Raw genomic sequence first — 19735 nt, forward strand, 5'->3', positions numbered from 1 at the left:
CCTCCACAAAGCCCCGTATAAGCACAATTACAGGGATTATCTCAAGCCTTCCAAGCCACATGCTCAGGATGAGGGCCATCTTCGGGACCACGGGTAAATTGAAGCTGGTTATACCCATGCTGAGCCCCACGTTTCCCTGGGCAGAGGCGGCCTCAAAGAGTGAATTTAGGGGGTCATAACCGTAGACCACAAGGACCGACCATGTGAAAAATAGAAGGACAAAGTAGAGGCTTATATAGGAACCCGCCTCCCTTATCTCGGTGTCACTCACAGACTTCCCTGATATCTTCCTCGGTATAACTGATCCCTCAGGGGCGAGTATTCGCATGATCTCCCAGTAAACCCCCTTGAGGACGGTTATCACCCTTATTATCTTGACGGCCCCCGTGGTTGAACCGGCAGCCATTCCTATGAGCATACAGGTTATGAGCACAACCTTGAAGTATGCCGGCCATGCCGCCATCTGGGGGGTTGAACTTATGCTTGAACCGGTACAGCTCAGTGCCGATATAACATGGTAGATGGACTCCAGGGGGGCAACACCCCCGACGTAGACTGCAAGGATGGTGAAGATGCTTATAAAGACCACGGTGGCCTGTAACTGTATATCATGAAGCACACTGAAAAACCTGCCCTTTATGAGCTGATAGTGGACAAGGAAACTCGTACCTCCCAGTATCATGAGGAGCATGGTTACAAGGTAAACGGCGGTGCTGTGATAGTATCCTATGTTCATGTTCTTGATTGACATCCCACCGGTGGACAGATTTGTCAGGGTATTGTTGATGGCGTCAAAGAGGGGCATCCCTGTGAGGCCGTAGAGGACGATCCCGAGAACGGTGTAGGTTATGTAGATCCACCAGATGGTCTTAACTGTATTTGCTATGCTGGGCTTTATTCTTTCATCCCTGGCCTCGGACTTGTAGAGACGCGATGCAGCGGTACCGGGCCTTATGAGTATTCCTATAACAACTATGACCACACCAAGGCCCCCTATCCACTGCTCAAGGCTTCTTAAAAACAGTATGGATTTAGGGAGGGATTCTACACTGGAGAATATGGTGAGCCCGCTTCCTGTCCATGCAGACATGTTCTCAAAGAATGCGTTTGTAAAGTCAATGTTGAGGGCCGATATCATTATGAGGCTCCCGATGAGCCCTGCCCATAGCCATGCCAGGCATGCAACCATCATCCCGTGCTTGAGGCGCACTGAACATTCCTCGGGCATGTACCTCTTCAGAACGGTTCCTGCGCCCAGAGAAATGAATGCAGGTATAATGAAACTCTGCAGGTTGCCCTCACCGTAGATGATGGCAACGAAGACTGGCAGTGCAACAACAAAACCCACTCCCTGCATTATCGTGCCAAGATACTTGCCCACTGTAAAAAGGTCCCGCTTTCCGATGTATCTCATAAGTACCAATATATGAATGGGGACATTGCAATATAAATTTTTAGAGCGGCAGTTTATGGGTGGATCGTATTTGAGTAGTGTCAGGACATTGCAATATAAATTTTTAGAGCGGCCGCTGGAATAATGCAGTATTGGTATCTGACGGATACTGTCTGAGCTGTCTCTATGCTGCTGTTTATGGGGGAATATCTAATCAGGGTTTAAAAGCAGCTGGTGTTATTATGGAAGAAAATAGCTTAAGAGCGGACCTGCATCCTACCGCTGAACCTGAACCAAAAAAATAAATTTCGATGAGTAGAAGAGTCTACTCCAGGTACATAACTTAAATCTATTCTACAACTTCAGCGAAAGCAAACTTGCGCCTGGTTGCACTTATCCTTATCTTGACCTCGTCGCCTACACCTGCACCAGGTACAAAAACAACAAAACCTTCGACACGGGCTATTCCATCACCATCTCTGCCAAGGTCTTCAATTTTAACTTCGTACTCCTCACCCACATTCACCGGTGTGGAGTATGTTTCCTTTCTATAGTAGTTATCTCCAAACAATTCATCACATCCTTAAGTAGGGACACACAAGAATCATGCAATTAATTCAAACCAAATTCAAACCAGAATCAGTAAGAATAATCAAATGACCATCATGCATCCCATACATAAACTTAAGCATCATAGTATATAAATGTATGTGGAGCCATTAACTACTATCACCGGGTGGTTTATTTGATCGGACTGATAGCAGATTCACATGATAATCTTGAGGCAATAGGGAGGGCGGTTGATTACCTCAACCGGGAATCTGTTGACCTTGTTATACATGCAGGGGACCTCATATCCCCCTTCACAGCCCCAGAATTCGGGAAGCTTGAAATGAAGTTCGAGGCGATATTCGGAAACAACGACGGGGAAAGGGATGGTCTGAGAAAGGCCTACAGTCACCTGACAGAGCTTTCCGACTTCAAATCTCTTCGATTTGACGGCCTCAGGATAGCCGTTATCCATGGCCACGAGCCGGAAATCCTTGAATGTGTGGTTGAGTCCGGGAGGTATGACCTTGTTGTGACAGGGCACACACATAAGAGGAAATTTTCAGATTCAGGTACTGTGACCGTAAATCCCGGCGAACTGTGCGGTTATCTCTCAGGTGAGAGGACACTGGCCCTCCTTGACACGGACACCATGAAATGTGAGTTTGTAAGTCTATGAGCGGCAGAAAACGGTTCAGAGCCATGCTGCTTTAAGGAGCAATTTCAGGAATCAGGTGTATGTTGGTTTAAATGAAACATAAAGGATCAATTTTAATAGTAATAGGAGTTGTGGCCCTTGCAGCGATGATACTGATAATAGGGCCCGGCGAGATTGAGGAGGCCCTCAGAAAGGCGGACCCAGTGTATGTGCTCATGGCTGTGGTCCTGGAGTTCATCATACTCGCCCTTTTCACCCTTCGCTGGTCAATAACAACAAGGGCGGTCTCAATAGATGTTGGCAAGAGGCACCTCTTCCCGATGCTCCTTGTGGGCATGGCCATAAACAACCTCACACCGAGTGCAAGGGGAGGAGGGGAACCTGTGAGGGCCTACATGCTTGGAAAGTATTCCAGGGCATCCATGGAGTCAGCCTTTGCAACCGTGATAGCTGACAGGGGCCTTGACACATTCCCCTTCATATTCCTGGCAGTACTCACCATAATAGGCATCGTGTTATATTTTGATCTCTCCCGGTGGATACTGGCTGCCCTGATAGCCTCTGTGGTCATCATTGTGGCGGCGTTCTTCCTTGCCCTGTATGTGTCCGTTGACAGGGATGCTGGTGAGAGGATAACAGGATGGATACTTGGGATTGTAAAGAGGTTCTACAGGAAGAACCATGAAAGGCTTGAGAGGAGAGTAAGGAGTGCTCTCCATGAATTCCAGAGTACTATGAGGATGATGCTGGCAGAAAAGAATGTCCTGGTTTATGGCATACCCATATCATTCCTCCTCTGGATCCTTGAGATCATAAGGGTTTACCTGATCTTCGCAGCCTTCGGAACAGACATATCACTGCTGGTAATCGCCGAGGTTTTCATACTCGCCACCCTTATAGGGATGATACCACTGCTCCCGGGAGGTCTTGGCGCTGTTGACGGCATAATGATTGTTTTCTACTCATATGCGGGTGTCTCACCATCTGTAAGTGCAGCTGCAACGGTGGTCGAGAGGCTCATATCCTTCTGGATGATCTCGGCCATGGGTGTGGCGGTCATACCCTACTTTGGATCATCTGTTTCAGAGAAGCTTATGGATAAACTGTGAACTGATATGGTTAAATTGAAATTATGGAAAATGATTTATTGTGCGATGATGAAAATTATACCCAGATGACCTTAAGGTTAGGGGGATAAAAATGCTTGAAAAGGTTTTTTTGACCGAAAAGGTTCATGATGAAAAATTGTATGAAAAACTGGTGGATGAGATACGCTCATCACCAGATTACCTCAATCTTATACTGGAATCTTCCGATCCATGGATCCTCCAGGATATAAATGGCTTCATACTTGACCTGAGCCAGTCCTTCGCGGATATGATCGGATATGAACCCGATAAATTGAGGGGCAGGTATCTTCCAAGCCTCCGGGCAGTACCACTGATACAGAAATCAAGGCTGAGGATTCTGCTTGACAGAATGGCAGAAGAGCCGCGTGAGTGCAGCGGTCTCTTTGAGTTCCTTGATTCAGATGGAAGGATGGTGCCACTTGAACTCAATCTCAGACCCCTTGAGATTTCCGGCCAGTTATTCGTGCTTTTAACTGCAAGGGACGCATCAGAAAGGCTCAGGGAGGTTGGAGAACTTGAGCAGAGAATAGATGAACTCAAAAACACGATAAACGGTCTTTACAGGCAGATCGACAGGAACCTCCAGCTGATCACCAGCATAGTTAACCTTCAGTTTCCATACATAAAGGACGAGGACGACTATGAACTTCTGAGGGACACCCAGAACCGTCTGAAGTCCATAAGGAAGGCCTATGAGAAACTGATATATGAGGGATCCTCTGACACCATAAACTTCGGGGCCTACGCCAGGAGCATTGTGTCAGGTATCCTGAGCACATACTCCCCTGAGCCGGGGAGAGTAAGGCTTGAGATGTACTTTGAGGATGTGGATATGGGCCTGGACCTTGCAGTACCATTCGGGATGATACTATCAGAACTCCTATCCAACAGCTTCAGGCATGCATTCACCGAAGACCAGGACGGCAGAATAAGGGCAGTTTTCATGGATAAGGGTGATCATTACATGCTTGAGGTGAGAGACAATGGAAGGGGCTTCCCTGAGGGCGTAGACTTCGAGGGCGCAGATTCACTTGGACTGCAGCTTGTTAAAAACCTCATCAATCAGATAGAGGCAAAGGTCGACTATACGCTATCCCCGGGCACCTGCTTCAAGGTGAGGGTCCTGAAGCCCTGATCATCACCGGTTACTGGAACATTAGCTTGATGGGGTCAGGCACTCTATCTCCTTAAAAAGGACGTTGACCACTAGTTACAGGGACATTAGCTTGATGGGGTCTTCGTGTCTGAGATGGGTATATAAATAATTTCTCTGGGCACCTGTAATAACCATATGATCTATCACCCGGTGTATACCTCTCTTATCATCCATAGGGGCCCTCAGATTCATGGTTTTACAGTTATTTCTAAGCTGAATTGAAAGTAGAAAAATATATTAAACATTCTCCCAGTAAATCAACTAGGTGATAGTTATGGAGATAAATGGTGTTGAAATAGAAGACACATTTGCAGAGGCCTTTGGCATAAAGGTTTCAAGGGTTCTTGTAACCGCAGCAACAAAAAAACTTGCCAAAATAGCAGCAACCGAGGCAACAGGTTACGGTACCTCAGTTATAGGGTGCCCCGCAGAGGCTGGCATCGACTGCTATGTTCCACCTGAGGAGACACCTGACGGAAGACCAGGGTACATTATAATGATATGCAACCCATCCAAGAAGAGCCTTGACCATGAGCTACTTGAAAGGATAGGGATGGGCATCCTCACAGCACCAACCACAGCCGTCTTCGATGCACTGGATGATGAGGATGAGAAGCTCAACATAGGATTCAAACTCAAATTCTTCGGTGACGGCTACGAAAAGGAACTTGAAATTGATGGAAGAAAGATCCACTCAATCCCAATAATGTCAGGGGACTTCCTGATTGAAAGTGAGTTCGGAATAAAGGATGGAGTGGCCGGCGGAAACTTCTTCATAATGGGCGACAGCCAGTCATCAGCGCTCCTGGCTGCACAGGCAGCTGTTGATGCCATAGCCGCAGTTGAAGGTACTGTAACACCCTTCCCTGGTGGAGTGGTTGCTTCAGGATCAAAGGTCGGTTCAAACAAGTACAAATTCCTCAATGCATCAACCAATGAGAAGATGTGTGTGACCCTCAAGGACGAGGTTGAGGACACCCAGATACCTGAAAACGTCAACGGGGTCTACGAGATAGTCATAGACGGTGTTGATGAAGAGGCTGTAAGGGAGGCCATGAAGGAGGGTATAAAGGCTGCCTGCACGGTTCCAGGTATAATAAAGATAAGTGCAGGAAACTACGGCGGCAACCTCGGGGCCTACAAGATAAAACTCCATGACCTGTTCTGATTGTTTTAATCAGATCCATATTTTTTGGACATCTGCCCTGGTACTCCAGGGATTAACCTTTTTATTCTATGCAGAATTTTTCCATCATCTCACTTTCAACTATTTCCCATATCTCGTCCTCGGTGAGGTTAACACCGAGCAGTATGCCCCTTTTCCTGAGATCCTCTTCAATTTTCCTTATAATCCTGACGTCGGCTGCAGCCACTGTGTGGGAGTGTATGTTCCGGGATATGCTGTAGAGGGCCTTCAGAGACCTTCGGGCGTCCGGGGTTTCCAGTTCCTCCATACACCTTTTCAGATCATCCATGTTCCTTATGTTGAGGTTCCTTGTAACGACCTGTTTAACCCCCGGGAGGTAGTGCTTTGAGTCAAGGATACGGCCACCCCTCTGGATTATTATTTCCTTGTCATCCATGTTTCCGAGGTCATGCTTCAGCAGCATCTCAACAACGCGGCCTGACTCCTGTATTATTGATTTGATTTCACTGAGCTTGAGGTTGACTCCTATCAGGAAACCCTCCTTTTTGAGTTCCCTTTCCACCAGCTCAAGGCTCTTTGAGTCAGGCCCTGAAATTCTGTGGGAGTGTATCCCACCACCTGAAAGGGTGTAGAGCCTGTCAAGGGATTCAAGTTTACGGGGTTCACTCCTGAGGGTCTTTATGAAACTGCCGATTTCTTCCATGGAGCTAACCCCCACATTCCTTCTGAGGGGTTCTGAGAATCCCGGGAGATAGTACTCTATATCCTCAATGGTGCAGCCATGATTTATTATGATCTCAGCCTCTCTCCTGATGTCATCGACCCCGTGGTTTTCAACGATGCTCATCTCAGGCTTTATTATTATTTCAACGAGACGACCGTGTTTCCTTGCAACATCCTTTATCTCCTCATCATTGAGGTTCACACCCAGCAGTATCCCCTCTGATTTGAGTTCATCGATAACAGCGTCTATGCTCTCCCTGTCAGGCCCGGATATCCAGTGGGAATGTATGCCGCTGACGGATTCATAGATCCTTTTAAGGGAGCTCTTCCTGGCCGGGTCCCTCTCAAGGATCTTCAGGAACCTTTCAAGTTCCCCGCCCTCAGATACACCAATCTTCCTCACCAGGGGCTCCTTGAATTCAGGGAGGTGGTATTCTATGTCCTCCAGTGTGCAGCCATGTTTCAGTATTATTCTGGCCTCCCTTCCAATGTCGTCAACATCATGCTTAACGGTTATCTTCACCATTGTTGGTTCCATGGCTGCGAAGTAGATGTCCTCTCCTCCACTGATTTCGGGTGAGATGACCCGGTTGGCCCCTGCACGGTACAGCCTTTTGATGTTCTCCCTCTTGCTGGCTCTTGTCACGATCCATATGTCGGGGTTAAGCTCTCTGCAGGTGAGTGTTATGAAGAGGTTGTCGACGTCGTCGCCTGTTGTTATTATAACCCCCCTGGCCCTTTTTATCCCGGCCGCCCTGAGGGTCTCCTCATCTGCGGCGCTCTCGGGTATCGCAAGGACATTGGGATCATCCCATAGTTCCTTTTCAACTATCTCACGGTCCTTCTCAATTATTATGCTCTTCTGGTTCCTTTTCTGGAGCTCCTTAAAAACAGCAGATCCAACACGGCCAAAACCACAGAGAATGAAGTGGTTGTTCATTGACTGCATCAACCTGCGTATCCGGGCGCCTGATATGGTATCCTGCAGGGTCATTGTAACCACCGAAACGGTTAAGCTGAAAACGTATGCAATCAGCCCCACACCACCTAGGGCCAGTGTCACGGAGAATATCTTCTGGGGTATGGTAAGAGGGATTATATCCCCGTAACCAACGGTTGCAATGGTTATAATGGTGAAGTAGACTGCGTTGTAGAAGTCAAGGCCCATTATGTAGATTGAACCCAGTATGCCATATACTATGAGGGCTGTCAGGGCTGCGAGGGCGTAGTATATGATTGAGATGGGAACGTACTGGATACTCTCCATTGGATTCCTTTGAGGTGGCATGGGAAACCTCGCTCTGGTATTGATATATTAATAATCTGCAGACAACAATATAAATTAGGAGTATTCCATCCGCACGGGTCACGAAAATCTGCGCCGGTGTACTGAATGACTGGAGTATTGATAAGCAAGCTTCAATAAATTTGAGGCTATCCTGAACACGGAGAGGGGGTTCTCTCTGCCGGGTAAGGAGGCTTCAATAAACTCAGGAAGCCTGACTGATCCTGTGCGGTGGAGGATATCCATCTTTGATCCCTGGTCAGGAGGATGTCAGATGAAACCGGTTGATATGGCTGCAGCAGACATTAACGCGGAATACCTGGGTGTTCCAAGACTATCCCTCATGGAGAACGCAGGGAGAGCTGTGGCAGAGGAGATAGGGAATGCGGTGGATGAGGGGAGGGTTGCTATATTCTGTGGTTCAGGAGGAAACGGAGGAGACGGATTCGTGGCGGCAAGGCACCTCCTTAACATGGGCTTTGACGTGGAGGTCCAGCTACTCAGTCACCCTGAAAGGATAGGCTCAGAGGAGGCCCTCGTAAACTGGAAGGTCCTTGGGGCAATGCAGCCCCATCCAGGCGGATTCAGGGTGGAGGTGGTCAGGGATTCATCTGAAATCAATCCACCGGATGCTGATGTTGTGGTTGACGCCATACTGGGTACGGGTGTACGGGGGTCTCTTAGAGAACCATCGAGGTCAGCCATTGAAATCATAAACAGGTCAGATGCCTTCAGGGTATCTGTGGATATACCGAGCGGTCTGAACCCTGAAACCGGCTCAGTCGATGACATCGCTGTGTCTGCAGACCTGACGGTGACCTTTCACCGGATGAAGGACGGTCTTAATGTTGCGGATCCTGCAGTCACAGGGGAGATCGTTGTGAGGGACATAGGCATACCCCCTGCGGCTGAGGTATTCATGGGCCCGGGTGATCTCCTGAGGATGCCCTCAAGGAGTCCTGGAAGTCATAAGGGCGAAAATGGAAGGGTTCTTATCATAGGGGGAAGCAGACAGTACTCTGGGGCACCGGCAATAGCAGCAAAGGCAGCACTGAGGGCGGGAGCCGATATCGTAATGGTGGCAGCTCCGGAGAGTGCCGCCAGGGCCATCAGGTCACTCTCACCTGACATCATAGTCCGGGAACTCGATGGGGGCTACATTGGAATGGAATCCCTTGATGAAATCCTTGAACTTGCAGAAAAGTCTGATTCAGTTCTCATGGGCTGTGGTGCAGGCAGGGAGACGTCAACGGCCAGGACGTTCCTGAGGGTCATTGAGGACCTCCATGAAATGGAAAAGCCACTCATACTCGATGCGGATGCACTCAGGCTCATGGATTACTCTGATGTCAGTGAATACAGGGAACTGACCGTGACACCCCACATGGCCGAGTTCCGCAGCTTCTTTAAGCTGAAATCCATGATATTTGATGACTTCAGGGAACGTGTATCTGCCTTCCAGTCAATCTCATCCAGGATAATGGGGACGGTCCTCCTCAAGGGGAGAATTGACATGATATTCCAGGGGGACAGGTCACGTCTCAACAAAACAGGGTGCCCTGGAATGACCGTTGGGGGTACTGGGGACGCCCTTGCAGGTTTAACAGCTGGTTTGCGTTCACTGGGCCTTTCATCCTTTGATTCCGCTTCACTGGCAGCGTTCATAAATGGGATGGCAGGTGAGCTGGCGATGGAGAAGTATGGCAATGGCTTCACAGCATCTGATATGCTTGATATGATCCCCCCTGTGATGGATATGGGGTTCTATGGTTTTTGATGCCTGCTATGGTCCCTGTGATGTCACTCCCTTCTCAAATTTAAAAATAATTAGCAGGGTTAGATCAGCCCAATTATATTGCCCAGGAGGAGAATCCCGACCCCGGTTATCCCCCCGAAACCCGCCACAAGAACCGTGAGGGGGTTGAGGGGAATGTTTATGAAGGGCAGTATGTTCACAGCAAGCAGAAGGATGAGGCCTGCCACCATGTTCCCTGCAACTGTGAGGACCCTCTTACCTAAACCCATAAGTATCCTCAGGGATGCCAGGCCCCCTGCAACAATGAAGGTGGCGATTACGATGAGTATGAGGAATGAGAGACCTTCCATCAGCTCTCCTTCCTGCAAACCCTGCTGTATATGGCAGCCTGGAGGGCATAGTTTTTGACCATCCCGGCCATCTCCCTCTGATCAAGGGTCTTATCCTCAAAGGATACTATTTCCTCACTGTATAGGCTGTAGGGTGACTTCCTTCCAGTGACACGCATGCTACCCCTGTGTAGTTTAACCCTGACTGTACCGGTGACACGCCTCTGCATGTGGTTTACTGCCATGTCAAGGTCCTCACGGAGGGGGTCATGCCACAGACCACTGTACACCAGTTCAGCATAGGTGCTGCTTATTATGTCGGCAAACCTGAGTTCACTCCTTGTGAGTGTAAGCTGCTCCAGGCCCCTGTGGGCCTCCAGGAGCAGGAAGGCCGCCGGTGTCTCATAGACCTCCCGGCTCTTCATACCTATTATACGGTCCTCCATTATGTCGACCCTACCAATGCCATGTTTTCCTGCCACCTCATTTGCAAGGCCTATGATTTCAAGGGGCTCCAGTTCCTCACCATTCAATGCAACCGGAACACCGTGGCGGAACTCAACTTCAAGGGTCTCAGGGTCCTCCGGGGTCTCATGGATGGGTCTTGTCCATTCAAAGGCATCCTCAGGTGGCTCAACCATTGGGTCCTCCAGGATGTCTCCCTCTATTGCACGGCCCCAGAGGTTCTCATCTATACTGTAGAGCTTGTCTGAGGGGAGTGGTATCCCACAGGATCTGGCGTATTCCATCTCCTCTGTCCTTGTGAGGTTAAGGTCCCTTATTGGGGCGATGACATCCAGGTCCGTTGTTGACCTTATAACAGCCTCGAAACGGAACTGGTCGTTACCCTTACCGGTGCATCCATGGGCTATTGCAGATGCACCCTCCTTCTCGGCCACTTCGACTATCTTTTTAGCTATCAGAGGCCTTGCAAGGGCAGTGCTGAGGGGGTAACCCTCGTAAACCGCATTGGCCTTTATGGCTGGAAATATGTAGTCCTCTGCGAACTCCCTCCGTGCATCTATTGTGTAGTGTTTGTAGTTTCCGAGTTTCTCGGCAACCATGGCGGGTCTTTCAATTTCATTCCGCGGCTGACCAACATCCACACAGGCAGTTATGACCTCCATGTTATACTTTTCCTCAAGGAGTTTGATACACACTGATGTGTCAAGGCCTCCACTGAAAGCAAGAACCACTTTATCCACAGCAATCACCTTCAACTTATAAATGGAATCATTCTGATACGCTCATGTTTTTATTACAACACTATAGATATTAATACGGGATAAGTTATAAGTGTATGTCCCATCTGCCGCTGGTTATACGGATTTTCCTGGAAGTGTGCCAGCAATTCAGGTGACCCTGATGTTTGTAAGTGAGGATTCAGTTGAGGTTTCACTGATACATGATGGTTCGGGAGGGGATATCACCAGGAACCCCTCATTAAAGCCTTATATACATGATAGGTATCCTCGGGTCATTGCAGAATACTCCCTCAAGGGGACTGTAATGCTTAGCCTGGGCTCTGGAAGGCCATCTGTCATGGTTGTGGCCGGTGTCCATGGAAACGAGATACCCCCACAGTTAGCGGCCATGCGCCTTCTGGAGCACCTCGCATCATCTGATATCTCTGGAAAGGTTCATGTTATACCCATCGCCGCCCCCTGGGCCACCATGAAGAACATTCGCTGGTGCAGGGGCCGTGACCTTAACCGTTCAGCCGGCACACCCGGCTCGGTTACAAATGCCATATTCAGGAGAGCACTTGAACTCGGGGTTGATGCCCTGGCTGACTTTCATTCAACTGCACCCGGGAGCAGACCCGGTGTTGAGGGAGTTTTCTGCTCAGAGGAACCTGAACCAGAGAGTGTTGAGATAGCCCGCCACATAACTTCAAGGACCTCATCCAGGGTCCTGTGTTATGAGAGGGCTTCCTCCAGTTACATGGGCGCCCTGGAGGACGAATGCAACCTTGCAGGCATACCATCTGTCACATGTGAGGTTGTATCTGAGAATGGAACTGTCAGGGAGGGCAGTTATGAGAGGTCCCTCCTCCAGATGAAGTTATTCCTGGAGTACATGGGAATCCTGGTGGAGGGGGTGCCTGGCTGTCTTTGAGGTTAATTGATGTGTGGGGTCCGGGGGATGTTGCATTCTGATGGATTGAGGTTCATTAACTGTATGGAGGTCCTGTGATTGTCATCTTACAGGAAACATGCTCTTATTTCAATTATAATGGCCATCCCAGTATTTCCGGCTGTTTTCCCGGTGGCACTGGCGCTTATAGGGGCCATGATACCTGATATGGACCATGAGGTTAAATCTGGGAGTGTTTCAACGATATTCCTCCTTGGACTTGTGATATTCCTGGTGTTCTACATCCTGGGGCTTCCGTACCTTGCTGGAATAGCCCTGATGGACCTGGCCCTGATATTTTACCTTTCAGGGCACAGGGGATTCACACATTCTCTTATCGGGGCGCTTATACTCTCAGCATGTCTGACGGTCTTTGTACTGGCATCGTTCTTCCTTCTGAGGTCACTGGGTCTTGATGGAAGGGCTTCTCTTGTGGTTATACTGACGGTCCTTGGATTCATAATTCTGAACAGGTTGCTGATTCTGCCCTTTGTGCTGGTGACACTCCTGGGGGTTTTCCTCACGGACTTCCCTGTCATGAACCTTTACACGATAATGGGACCACTGCTCCTGGGCTTCATAAGTCATGATATGCTTGACTCCTTCACACCCTCCGGGGTGCGCTTCATGAGGCCACTATCAGGGAGGACATTCCGCAGGGGCTTCGGGGTCCTGATGCTTGTTTTATGGGCGATTCTGGCGGTTTATTCTCTTTCAGGTGTTTAATCACGGGATCCCAGATTTTTATTACGATTTATATAGAAAACTTTATATTATCATAAATAATCATGTTAATTATTGATACCAAAGTGAAGGGAGCTATAAAATGTTTATCACGAGGATTCTGTACGGCATCGCCTACTTCCTGGTCCTGATATATGAAATACTCAAGGCAACGGTTGACGTGGCAGCAAGAACCCTGAATGGAAATGTAAAGCCTGTAATAGTTGAGATAGAGACGGAACTCACAAGGCCAGTGTCCCAGACAATACTCGCAAACAGCATAACACTCACACCGGGAACCCTTTCCATTGACCTGGATTCTGAAAACAGGATCCTGAAGGTTGCAGCCATCTACCCGCGGGAAAGGGAGGACATAATCCCCTTTGAGCCCTACATAAAGGGGATGCTTGAATAGGTGGTTCCCATGGATATACTGATGATCGCAGAGTACACGCTTCTCGCATCCCTTGCAGTATTCAGCATTGCAGCCGTGAGGATAGCAACACGCAGAAGTATAGGGATGGGTCTTGTGGGGATCTCAGGTCTGAGCATAGCCATTGCAACCATACTCATACTCATAAACAGGATGTACGGTGTCGGGTTCTGCCGTGACATAGCCTACGCCCTGGTCCTTCTTGGACCTGTTGGTACAATAGCATTTGCAAGGGTTCTGAGGGGTTGATAGAATGTATCTGGTAATCCTGAAATCAGCGGTTCTCTTCATATCATCCATACTTGTGATACTCGCAGCCCTGGGGATACTCAGGTTCAGGGATGACATCGAGCGTGTCCTGTATGCCAGGATCCATATCCTGGGGATAGCCGACGTGGCATGCATACTCGCCCTCCTTGCACTTGGCGAGCCACTTCTCGCAGCCACCTACTTCATACTGGTGCCCTTCGTGTCCCATGCAATAGCCAACGCCCACCACTATGGGGAGGGAGATTAGATGATTGAATACGTGATAATGATCATAGCCATACTCGGAGCTGTACTGGCCCTTGTCCAGAGGGACCTCCTCAAGGCAGCCATACTCACAGGGGTCCCGGGGGCAGCAATAGCCGCCCTCTACCAGTTACTCCTTGCACCGGACGTCGCCCTGACACAGGCAATAGTCGGGTCAGCGATAATACCGGTATTCTTTGCCCTTGCAGCCTACAAGACAATGAGAATGGAGGAAGAATGATGATATCCCTACAGCTGGCATCACTTCTGACGGCAGGAAGCCTCATGGTCATAGGCGCCGTTGCAGTGATCTTCATAGACAATCTCATAAAGAAGGTTATAGCCCTCTCCTTCATAGCCGACGGTGTTAACCTCTTCCTTGTGACCCTCGGATATAAACCGGGGGGCATAGTCTACATCTACCTGCCAGGAATGTCAGGGTCATGGTTTGCCCAGAACGCAGCCTACCCCCTCCCCTTTGCACTGGTGCTCACCAGCATAGTCATAGGGGCCAGCACCCTGGCTGTCATGCTCGGCATAATAATAATACTGTACCATAAACACGGCACCATCAGCGCATCGAAGGTGCTTGAAGAGTGATAAAATGAGGAATCTAACAGGTGAGGAACTATGAATCCACTCATACCGGTCATGGTGGTTTTACCGATTCTATGCGCACTTCTCCTGAACCTCCTGCATGGAAGGGACAGGACTGTACGGGCACTGGCAGTTGCAGTGGCGGTCCTTCTTCCCATAATACCCCTACTTGCAGGTTACGGTGTCCATTACTTTGGAGGATACGCGCCTCTATCTGAAAATTCAACAATTGCAGCGGGTCTGCCGGGTTCCATAAAATCGTCCTATCTGTACTCATTCCACCCGGCGATAACCTATGTGTTTGGAAGCGCCCAGAGGATATTTCTCCTGATACTCTCAGTGGTAACATTCCTGGCGGTTCTAACCTCACTCAATGAGGTCAGAAGGCCATCCGGGGTCTATGCATTCCTGATGTTCATGGGGACCGCCGCTGTCACAGCAATAGTCCTCACGGACGACATATTCAACCTTTATGTCTTCTTTGAGATAGCGGCCCTGGCACAGGTGGGTGTGGTCCTGTGTTCGGGGGTGGAGCGTAACTATGAAACCGCCCTCAAGTACATGATGATAGGGGGTGTTGCGGCCCCCATGCTGCTGCTGGGTGTGGCCATCCTCCTGGCTCTGACAGGTAACGTGAACATATCTGACATCGTATATTCCATGAGGAGCGGTCTCGTTAACCCGGGAAGCCCGCTGTTCCTCCTGGCATCAGCACTGCTCATCTTCGGATGGCTTTATGGGACAGGATTGCCACCGTTCCACACAATAAAATCTGCCATCTACAGCAAGGCCCTCCCCCACGGATCCGCACTCCTCCAGGCCTTCTCTGTCTTCACATTCACGGCCCTGGCCATTGTGATACTCAGAATGTTCTACCATGTCCCCCTCGTCAGGTGGGTCATGGTGTTCTTCTCCCTGGCGGGGATGGTCCTCGGTATAAGCATGGCACTCATGCAGACCGATCTGAGGAGGATGATAGGTTTCCTTGCAGTGGGGGAACTGGGATACATAGGGATAGGTCTTGGACTCGGAACAGCCGCCAGCATATCAGCCGGACTATTCCAGGCAGTAAACGAGGCCCTGATAACAGCATGCATATTCCTGGGCTTTGGAACCATATTCTACATGACGGGTAAAACAGACCCGGAGGGCATGGGGGGCCTACTGGCATATAAGCCAGGACTCGCGGGCCTTGTGATGCTGTCAGGGTTCATAATGGCAGGTGTGCCCCCATTCAACGTATTCCAGAGCAAACTCCGTCTGATCCAGGCAGCGATCCAGGCAGGGTTCCCTGAGCTCGGCATCCTCATGATACTCCTCAGCATAGTAACCTTCATGACATTCATGAGGGCATTCTATTCGGTTTACCTCAAACCGGAGCCTAGGGGGATGGAACTTGAATCCAGGTCCGTGCCCAGGTCAACGGTCTTCTCAATGGTGGTGCTCATCATAATCTGCACCGTCCTAGGAATCGCACCATGGCTTGCAACCTCACAGTTCACGGCACTCATACAGGGTCTTATAATATGAGAGGGGATGGAATGAACTTCTATGATGAGATAATCAACAGGATAAGGAAGGTCACAGAAGAGAGGGGAGACGGTGAGAGCAACATCTCAGTCTCAGCCGCCCTAACAGCCGAGATAACGTTTATATCAGCGGTCCTCATAGCCGCGGTGATGCTCAGGAAGCTGAACTTCATCCTGATGGTCATCGCGGTTCTCTTACTTGCAGCGGTTCTGCTGACATCCTTTCCGCTGTCGGCGAGGCTCAGGACCGAGCAGGGGGATGGTTTCAGTACAATGATGTTCTACGTACTCCTGACACTGGGGATACTTGTATCCATATTCTACTGGGGTGGTGCCGGTGTCTGAATCACTGAGGGGCCTCATGGCCACCGTGGCACTGGGACTCTTTGGAGTGACACTCTTCGACGCCATAATAGACCTTAGCGGGATGATAAACCCCGGTATAAGCATCATATACAACTACCTCGGGACAAAGATAGCCCCCAACATGGTCACCGTTGTGGTGTTTGACTGGAGGGCCTACGATACCCTGGGGGAGGCCCTCATACTCGTCACAGCTGTACTGGTAACCCTTCTGGTCTTTGGAAGGGGTAAGGTTCAGATTGGGAGTTCAGATAAGGGAGGGAAGGAGAGATGAGTACCATACTTAAGATATTCGCATTCCCTGCAGCCATATTCATAATGTGTCTCGGAATCCTCACAGTACTGGGAGGGCACATAACACCCGGCGGAGGATTCCAGGGCGGTGCCATGGTTGCAGCAGGGTTCATATTCTGTGCAGTTGTCTATGGAATTGAAAAGAGCCCCTTCCAGTTTTCCCATGAATTCATGTCTGCAATGGAGAGCATAGGAGCCCTCGGGTACGTTGGTCTCGGACTCTGCGGCCTCTTATTCTCAGGTTTCTTCCTTTACAACCTGGGAGTTGACCTGTACGGAGTATCTCAAGCTGTCAGCGGGTTCTTCAACTACCCTGACCCCACAGATGCAGGTATAATACCCTACCTGAACATCGTGGTCGGCCTGAAGGTCATGGTGGGTCTCAGTGCAATTGTTATAACCTTCATGGAGTTCAGGGGTGAAGAGGTCACCGAATAGAGGGGAGTTGAGAAATGTTCACAGGACCAATAATCTTTGGATTCATACTGGGATTCATACTCGGAAGCAGGATAAGGGATGACAGGTTCCCGCCGTCATCCTACATAGTGCTGATCCTGGCCCTCATCCTCGTGGCCTGGAACCTTGGTCCATTCCCTTACTACACGGACCTCCCGGTCGCCACAGGATTTGTGGCTGCAGCAGTGGGTATAATGGCAGGCAGGATCTTACTTGGACGCGGATAATCTCATGGGGTTATGATCATGTTCATATCAACAGGAAAATGTGAGGGACTCGGGGAATGTGTTAAGGCATGCCCTACAGAAGCCATAAGGATGATTGATGGCAGGGCCTTCAGCTGCATAACCTGCGGCGCCTGCATGGAGGCCTGCCCCAACAAGGCAATACGCAGGAACAGGTACGGTGGATACGTTGTTGACAGGGCCAAGTGCAATGCCTGCGGTGTATGTGAGATGACCTGCCCTGTTAACAGTATAAAGATAGAGGATGGTGTTGTTAAGGGCATATGCGCAAGGTGCGGTCTCTGCGTGGACGCATGTCCCCTCGGTGCAAGGGTGGACGCCTTTGACCTCATAGAGGACAGACAGCTTCGATTCCTTGAATCACTGAACCTTGCAGTTAAACCACCGGTTAAGAGGACTCCAAGGAGTCATGAGGCCACCAGGGTCAACGTGGTCACCGACACCGAAAGATGCACCCTCTGCAGGAGGTGCCAGTACTACTGCCCCACAGGCGCCATTATTGTTGATACCGGGGAGGGCGTATGCACGGAGTGCCGTGTCTGTGAGGATGTCTGTCCGGTCGGTGCAATAGAGGACCTCAAAATCGACCCTGAAAAATGCACCCTCTGTCTCAAATGCATGCGGGAATGCCCCAGCAATGCAATATACCTTGACGACTTTAAGGTGAAAATAAGAGGGGCAGAGGATAGTCGGGAGGGCAGCATAGTGTCATGCCTCAACTGCGGCCTCTGTGCAGAGTCCTGTGAGAGGGGCGCCCTCAGGATGGTTGATGGCAGACTAAGATATGACCCGACACTCTGCAGGGACTGTGATGAGACACCCTGCATTGAGGCATGCCCTGTGGGTACGCTGCGGATGGTTGATGGGGAGCTCAGGGGCTACTGTGTTTCATGCGGCCGCTGCGTTAATGCCTGTGATGTTAGCGAGGCAAGGAGCTTCCAGACGGTCAGATGGGATGGATCAGTCTCAGAGGACTGCATATCATGCGGTATCTGCTCTGAGATATGCCCTGTGGATGCCATAACACTGCGCAGGGGATCCATAGAGGTGGACACCGACAGATGCATACTCTGTGAGAAGTGCGGGATACACTGCCCTGTCGATGCGATACCGAGAACAACCATGAAGAAGAGAAGTATAAAGGGTGGATTCACCCTCATAGACCCGAGGCTCTGCATAAGGTGCGGCCTCTGTCTGGATGTGTGTCCAGAGGATGCCATATCAAGGGATGAAAGCGGATTGATGGTAGTTGATGATGATAAATGCATACACTGCGGGGCATGCTCCAACATATGCCCTGCAAGGGCAGTGATATTTGAGAGGGAATTTGCATCAGATTAATGGATGGTGGATCATGTGAAGAATCTTCTAAGGATAATGCTGGAGGGATCCTACACCAACCTTAAGAGGATATTCCTTGCAGCTGACCGTGTGACAGATATGGAACTGCGAAGGAGGATCCTTGAGGGGCGGGTGGAACCTGAACCCAAGGTCGCTGAGGTCTCATGCATAGGATGCGCAGGGTGCTCCAACGCCTGCCCCACAGGGGCCATTGAGATGAGGGACCTGGATGAACCCGTTGAGATAATTGAGGGGCTCGTGAAGAAACAGATACCGGTACTGAACAGTGAAAAATGCGTGCACTGTTACTACTGTCACGACTTCTGCCCCCTCTACGCACTCTTCGGTGAACCCGGAACCATACACCCCAACGATGTGGGGGAGGTTGACTTCGACGCCGGGAGGGTGCTGCAGAAACCAGTTAAGATATCAGAGGATAAGCTCAGATTCATATCCCAGTTCCTGGCTGATAAGAGTGTTATGAAGAGCACTACCCTTGCAGAGGCTGCAAGGAGGATCAGGTGATGCAAAATGGGACTTAAATCATTTTCAAGGGCAAGGGCGGTACATGCAATGCTCGTATACACAGGGGGATGCAATGGCTGCGATATAGAGATCGTGAACGCAGTTTTCTCACCGAAATATGATGCTGAACAGTACAAAATATTCCTCACATGGAACCCGAGGGAGGCTGATGTCCTCATAGTAACGGGTCCGGTTACAAAGCAGAACGAGGAACCACTGAAGGCAATATACAATGCAATACCCGAACCAAAGGCGGTTATAGCTGCAGGTGCATGCGCACTCATGGGTGGTGTCTACAAGAACATACATGGGGATATACCCTCTGAGGAGATCTGCGGTCCGGTGGACCAGGTCATACCCGTTGATGCCAGGGTCCCGGGCTGCGCGGTGAGGCCAGAGGACGTACTTGCAGGTGCAGTTGCGGCACTTCCAAAACTGCTGGAGGCGGATTGAA

Annotated in this window: 25 protein-coding genes (1 of these 25 cut by a window edge); 20 read left to right on the forward strand and 5 right to left on the reverse strand. The window is 49.9% G+C overall.

Going from position 1 to position 19735, the window contains the following annotated elements:
* Both C7452_RS00585 and C7452_RS00590 read right to left on the reverse strand, forming a co-directional pair.
* Positions 1–1414, reverse strand: the 5' portion of a protein-coding gene (locus tag C7452_RS00585; RefSeq protein ID WP_048175812.1) for a TrkH family potassium uptake protein. 17 nt of this gene lie to the left of the window's left edge; the window shows 1414 of its 1431 coding nt (coding positions 1–1414); its start codon is at positions 1412–1414; its stop codon lies beyond the left edge, outside the window.
* 328 nt (positions 1415–1742) lie between these two features.
* Complete coding sequence (locus tag C7452_RS00590) at positions 1743–1964, reverse strand: TRAM domain-containing protein (RefSeq protein ID WP_010876887.1); 222 nt, start codon at positions 1962–1964, stop codon at positions 1743–1745.
* Between the two features lie 165 nt (positions 1965–2129).
* On the opposite strand from C7452_RS00590, the gene C7452_RS00595 reads away from it, so the two are divergent.
* From C7452_RS00595 to fhcD, 4 genes are all read left to right on the forward strand, one after another.
* A complete protein-coding gene (locus C7452_RS00595) occupies positions 2130–2621 on the forward strand; it encodes a metallophosphoesterase (protein ID WP_084126250.1) in 492 nt (163 codons plus the stop codon).
* A gap of 71 nt (positions 2622–2692) precedes the next feature.
* A complete protein-coding gene (locus C7452_RS00600) occupies positions 2693–3709 on the forward strand; it encodes a UPF0104 family protein (RefSeq protein WP_048175810.1) in 1017 nt (338 codons plus the stop codon).
* Between the two features lie 91 nt (positions 3710–3800).
* Entirely contained in the window at positions 3801–4865 is a 1065-nt protein-coding gene (locus C7452_RS00605) for a sensor histidine kinase (protein WP_048175809.1), read from the forward strand.
* A 295-nt stretch (positions 4866–5160) separates the two neighbouring features.
* Positions 5161–6054 carry a formylmethanofuran--tetrahydromethanopterin N-formyltransferase gene (gene fhcD / locus C7452_RS00610; protein WP_048175808.1) on the forward strand — a complete coding sequence of 298 codons (894 nt, stop codon included), beginning with the start codon at positions 5161–5163 and terminating at the stop codon, positions 6052–6054.
* A 61-nt stretch (positions 6055–6115) separates the two neighbouring features.
* Here the strand turns inward: fhcD and C7452_RS00615 are convergent, their stop codons facing one another.
* Positions 6116–8044 (reverse strand): 3H domain-containing protein, encoded by a 1929-nt coding sequence (locus tag C7452_RS00615; RefSeq protein WP_170130267.1) that lies wholly within the window; start codon positions 8042–8044, stop codon positions 6116–6118.
* A 271-nt stretch (positions 8045–8315) separates the two neighbouring features.
* Between C7452_RS00615 and C7452_RS00620 the strand changes: the two genes are divergently transcribed.
* On the forward strand, positions 8316–9818 hold the full coding sequence (locus C7452_RS00620; protein WP_048175806.1) for a bifunctional ADP-dependent NAD(P)H-hydrate dehydratase/NAD(P)H-hydrate epimerase: 1503 nt from the start codon (positions 8316–8318) through the stop codon (positions 9816–9818).
* Between the two features lie 59 nt (positions 9819–9877).
* Here the strand turns inward: C7452_RS00620 and C7452_RS00625 are convergent, their stop codons facing one another.
* Positions 9878–10147: a pro-sigmaK processing inhibitor BofA family protein gene (locus tag C7452_RS00625; protein ID WP_048175805.1), complete on the reverse strand. Its 270-nt coding sequence runs from the start codon at positions 10145–10147 to the stop codon at positions 9878–9880.
* The gene (locus C7452_RS00630) at positions 10147–11331 is read right to left on the reverse strand and encodes an argininosuccinate synthase (RefSeq protein ID WP_115891936.1); all 1185 of its coding nucleotides are present in this window, start codon (positions 11329–11331) and stop codon (positions 10147–10149) included. Before C7452_RS00630 ends, C7452_RS00625 begins: the two co-directional genes overlap by 1 nt.
* 160 nt (positions 11332–11491) lie before the next feature.
* Between C7452_RS00630 and C7452_RS00635 the strand changes: the two genes are divergently transcribed.
* The 15 genes from C7452_RS00635 to C7452_RS00705 all read left to right on the forward strand — a co-directional run bounded on the left by C7452_RS00635 (position 11492) and on the right by C7452_RS00705 (position 19734).
* Positions 11492–12244 carry a succinylglutamate desuccinylase/aspartoacylase domain-containing protein gene (locus C7452_RS00635; protein ID WP_052457373.1) on the forward strand — a complete coding sequence of 251 codons (753 nt, stop codon included), beginning with the start codon at positions 11492–11494 and terminating at the stop codon, positions 12242–12244.
* A 78-nt stretch (positions 12245–12322) separates the two neighbouring features.
* Complete coding sequence (locus C7452_RS00640; RefSeq protein ID WP_048175803.1) at positions 12323–12988, forward strand: metal-dependent hydrolase; 666 nt, start codon at positions 12323–12325, stop codon at positions 12986–12988.
* A gap of 100 nt (positions 12989–13088) precedes the next feature.
* Positions 13089–13400 carry a monovalent cation/H+ antiporter subunit E gene (locus C7452_RS00645; protein ID WP_048175802.1) on the forward strand — a complete coding sequence of 104 codons (312 nt, stop codon included), beginning with the start codon at positions 13089–13091 and terminating at the stop codon, positions 13398–13400.
* A 9-nt stretch (positions 13401–13409) separates the two neighbouring features.
* Positions 13410–13667: a monovalent cation/H+ antiporter complex subunit F gene (locus tag C7452_RS00650; RefSeq protein ID WP_048175801.1), complete on the forward strand. Its 258-nt coding sequence runs from the start codon at positions 13410–13412 to the stop codon at positions 13665–13667.
* Between the two features lie 4 nt (positions 13668–13671).
* Positions 13672–13935, forward strand: a complete 264-nt coding sequence (locus tag C7452_RS00655; RefSeq protein ID WP_048175800.1) for a monovalent cation/H+ antiporter subunit G — start codon at positions 13672–13674, stop codon at positions 13933–13935.
* Positions 13936–14172 carry a DUF4040 domain-containing protein gene (locus tag C7452_RS00660; RefSeq protein ID WP_010876872.1) on the forward strand — a complete coding sequence of 79 codons (237 nt, stop codon included), beginning with the start codon at positions 13936–13938 and terminating at the stop codon, positions 14170–14172. It abuts the gene before it with no gap.
* Positions 14172–14531 (forward strand): cation:proton antiporter subunit C, encoded by a 360-nt coding sequence (locus tag C7452_RS00665; protein WP_173402647.1) that lies wholly within the window; start codon positions 14172–14174, stop codon positions 14529–14531. Before C7452_RS00660 ends, C7452_RS00665 begins: the two co-directional genes overlap by 1 nt.
* Before the next feature lie 30 nt (positions 14532–14561).
* Positions 14562–16058: an energy conserving hydrogenase EhbF gene (gene ehbF / locus C7452_RS00670; RefSeq protein ID WP_048175798.1), complete on the forward strand. Its 1497-nt coding sequence runs from the start codon at positions 14562–14564 to the stop codon at positions 16056–16058.
* An 11-nt stretch (positions 16059–16069) separates the two neighbouring features.
* Positions 16070–16402 carry a hypothetical protein gene (locus C7452_RS00675; RefSeq protein ID WP_048175797.1) on the forward strand — a complete coding sequence of 111 codons (333 nt, stop codon included), beginning with the start codon at positions 16070–16072 and terminating at the stop codon, positions 16400–16402.
* Positions 16395–16694 carry a hypothetical protein gene (locus C7452_RS00680; RefSeq protein ID WP_048175796.1) on the forward strand — a complete coding sequence of 100 codons (300 nt, stop codon included), beginning with the start codon at positions 16395–16397 and terminating at the stop codon, positions 16692–16694. Before C7452_RS00675 ends, C7452_RS00680 begins: the two co-directional genes overlap by 8 nt.
* A complete protein-coding gene (locus tag C7452_RS00685) occupies positions 16691–17152 on the forward strand; it encodes an MnhB domain-containing protein (RefSeq protein WP_048175795.1) in 462 nt (153 codons plus the stop codon). The genes C7452_RS00680 and C7452_RS00685 overlap by 4 nt, the downstream gene beginning before the upstream one ends.
* A gap of 14 nt (positions 17153–17166) precedes the next feature.
* Positions 17167–17397 (forward strand): hypothetical protein, encoded by a 231-nt coding sequence (locus tag C7452_RS00690; protein WP_048175794.1) that lies wholly within the window; start codon positions 17167–17169, stop codon positions 17395–17397.
* An 18-nt stretch (positions 17398–17415) separates the two neighbouring features.
* A complete protein-coding gene (locus tag C7452_RS00695) occupies positions 17416–18756 on the forward strand; it encodes a 4Fe-4S binding protein (protein WP_048175793.1) in 1341 nt (446 codons plus the stop codon).
* Between the two features lie 15 nt (positions 18757–18771).
* Complete coding sequence (locus tag C7452_RS00700; RefSeq protein ID WP_048176645.1) at positions 18772–19281, forward strand: 4Fe-4S dicluster domain-containing protein; 510 nt, start codon at positions 18772–18774, stop codon at positions 19279–19281.
* Positions 19282–19287: 6 nt separating this feature from the next.
* Positions 19288–19734 (forward strand): NADH-quinone oxidoreductase subunit B family protein, encoded by a 447-nt coding sequence (locus C7452_RS00705; protein WP_048175792.1) that lies wholly within the window; start codon positions 19288–19290, stop codon positions 19732–19734.
* Position 19735 lies beyond the last annotated feature (1 nt).

Origin of the sequence: Methanothermobacter defluvii, assembly GCF_003385755.1 — an archaeon.
Classification (GTDB): domain Archaea; phylum Methanobacteriota; class Methanobacteria; order Methanobacteriales; family Methanothermobacteraceae; genus Methanothermobacter; species Methanothermobacter thermautotrophicus.

Bases quoted from the DNA above. Each gene is read 5' to 3' on its own strand.
- fhcD (WP_048175808.1), top strand. From the start codon at position 5,161: ATGGAGATAAATGGTGTTGAAATAGAAGACACATTTGCAGAGGCCTTT.
- ehbF (WP_048175798.1), top strand. From the start codon at position 14,562: ATGAATCCACTCATACCGGTCATGGTGGTTTTACCGATTCTATGCGCA.
- C7452_RS00690 (WP_048175794.1), top strand. From the start codon at position 17,167: ATGTTCACAGGACCAATAATCTTTGGATTCATACTGGGATTCATACTC.
- C7452_RS00665 (WP_173402647.1), top strand. From the start codon at position 14,172: ATGATATCCCTACAGCTGGCATCACTTCTGACGGCAGGAAGCCTCATG.
- C7452_RS00605 (WP_048175809.1), top strand. From the start codon at position 3,801: ATGCTTGAAAAGGTTTTTTTGACCGAAAAGGTTCATGATGAAAAATTG.
- C7452_RS00600 (WP_048175810.1), top strand. From the start codon at position 2,693: ATGAAACATAAAGGATCAATTTTAATAGTAATAGGAGTTGTGGCCCTT.
- C7452_RS00660 (WP_010876872.1), top strand. From the start codon at position 13,936: ATGATTGAATACGTGATAATGATCATAGCCATACTCGGAGCTGTACTG.
- C7452_RS00705 (WP_048175792.1), top strand. From the start codon at position 19,288: ATGGGACTTAAATCATTTTCAAGGGCAAGGGCGGTACATGCAATGCTC.
- C7452_RS00650 (WP_048175801.1), top strand. From the start codon at position 13,410: ATGGATATACTGATGATCGCAGAGTACACGCTTCTCGCATCCCTTGCA.
- C7452_RS00645 (WP_048175802.1), top strand. From the start codon at position 13,089: ATGTTTATCACGAGGATTCTGTACGGCATCGCCTACTTCCTGGTCCTG.
- C7452_RS00675 (WP_048175797.1), top strand. From the start codon at position 16,070: ATGAACTTCTATGATGAGATAATCAACAGGATAAGGAAGGTCACAGAA.
- C7452_RS00655 (WP_048175800.1), top strand. From the start codon at position 13,672: ATGTATCTGGTAATCCTGAAATCAGCGGTTCTCTTCATATCATCCATA.
- C7452_RS00635 (WP_052457373.1), top strand. From the start codon at position 11,492: ATGTTTGTAAGTGAGGATTCAGTTGAGGTTTCACTGATACATGATGGT.
- C7452_RS00615 (WP_170130267.1), bottom strand. From the start codon at position 8,044: ATGCCACCTCAAAGGAATCCAATGGAGAGTATCCAGTACGTTCCCATC.
- C7452_RS00685 (WP_048175795.1), top strand. From the start codon at position 16,691: ATGAGTACCATACTTAAGATATTCGCATTCCCTGCAGCCATATTCATA.
- C7452_RS00620 (WP_048175806.1), top strand. From the start codon at position 8,316: ATGAAACCGGTTGATATGGCTGCAGCAGACATTAACGCGGAATACCTG.
- C7452_RS00695 (WP_048175793.1), top strand. From the start codon at position 17,416: ATGTTCATATCAACAGGAAAATGTGAGGGACTCGGGGAATGTGTTAAG.
- C7452_RS00625 (WP_048175805.1), bottom strand. From the start codon at position 10,147: ATGGAAGGTCTCTCATTCCTCATACTCATCGTAATCGCCACCTTCATT.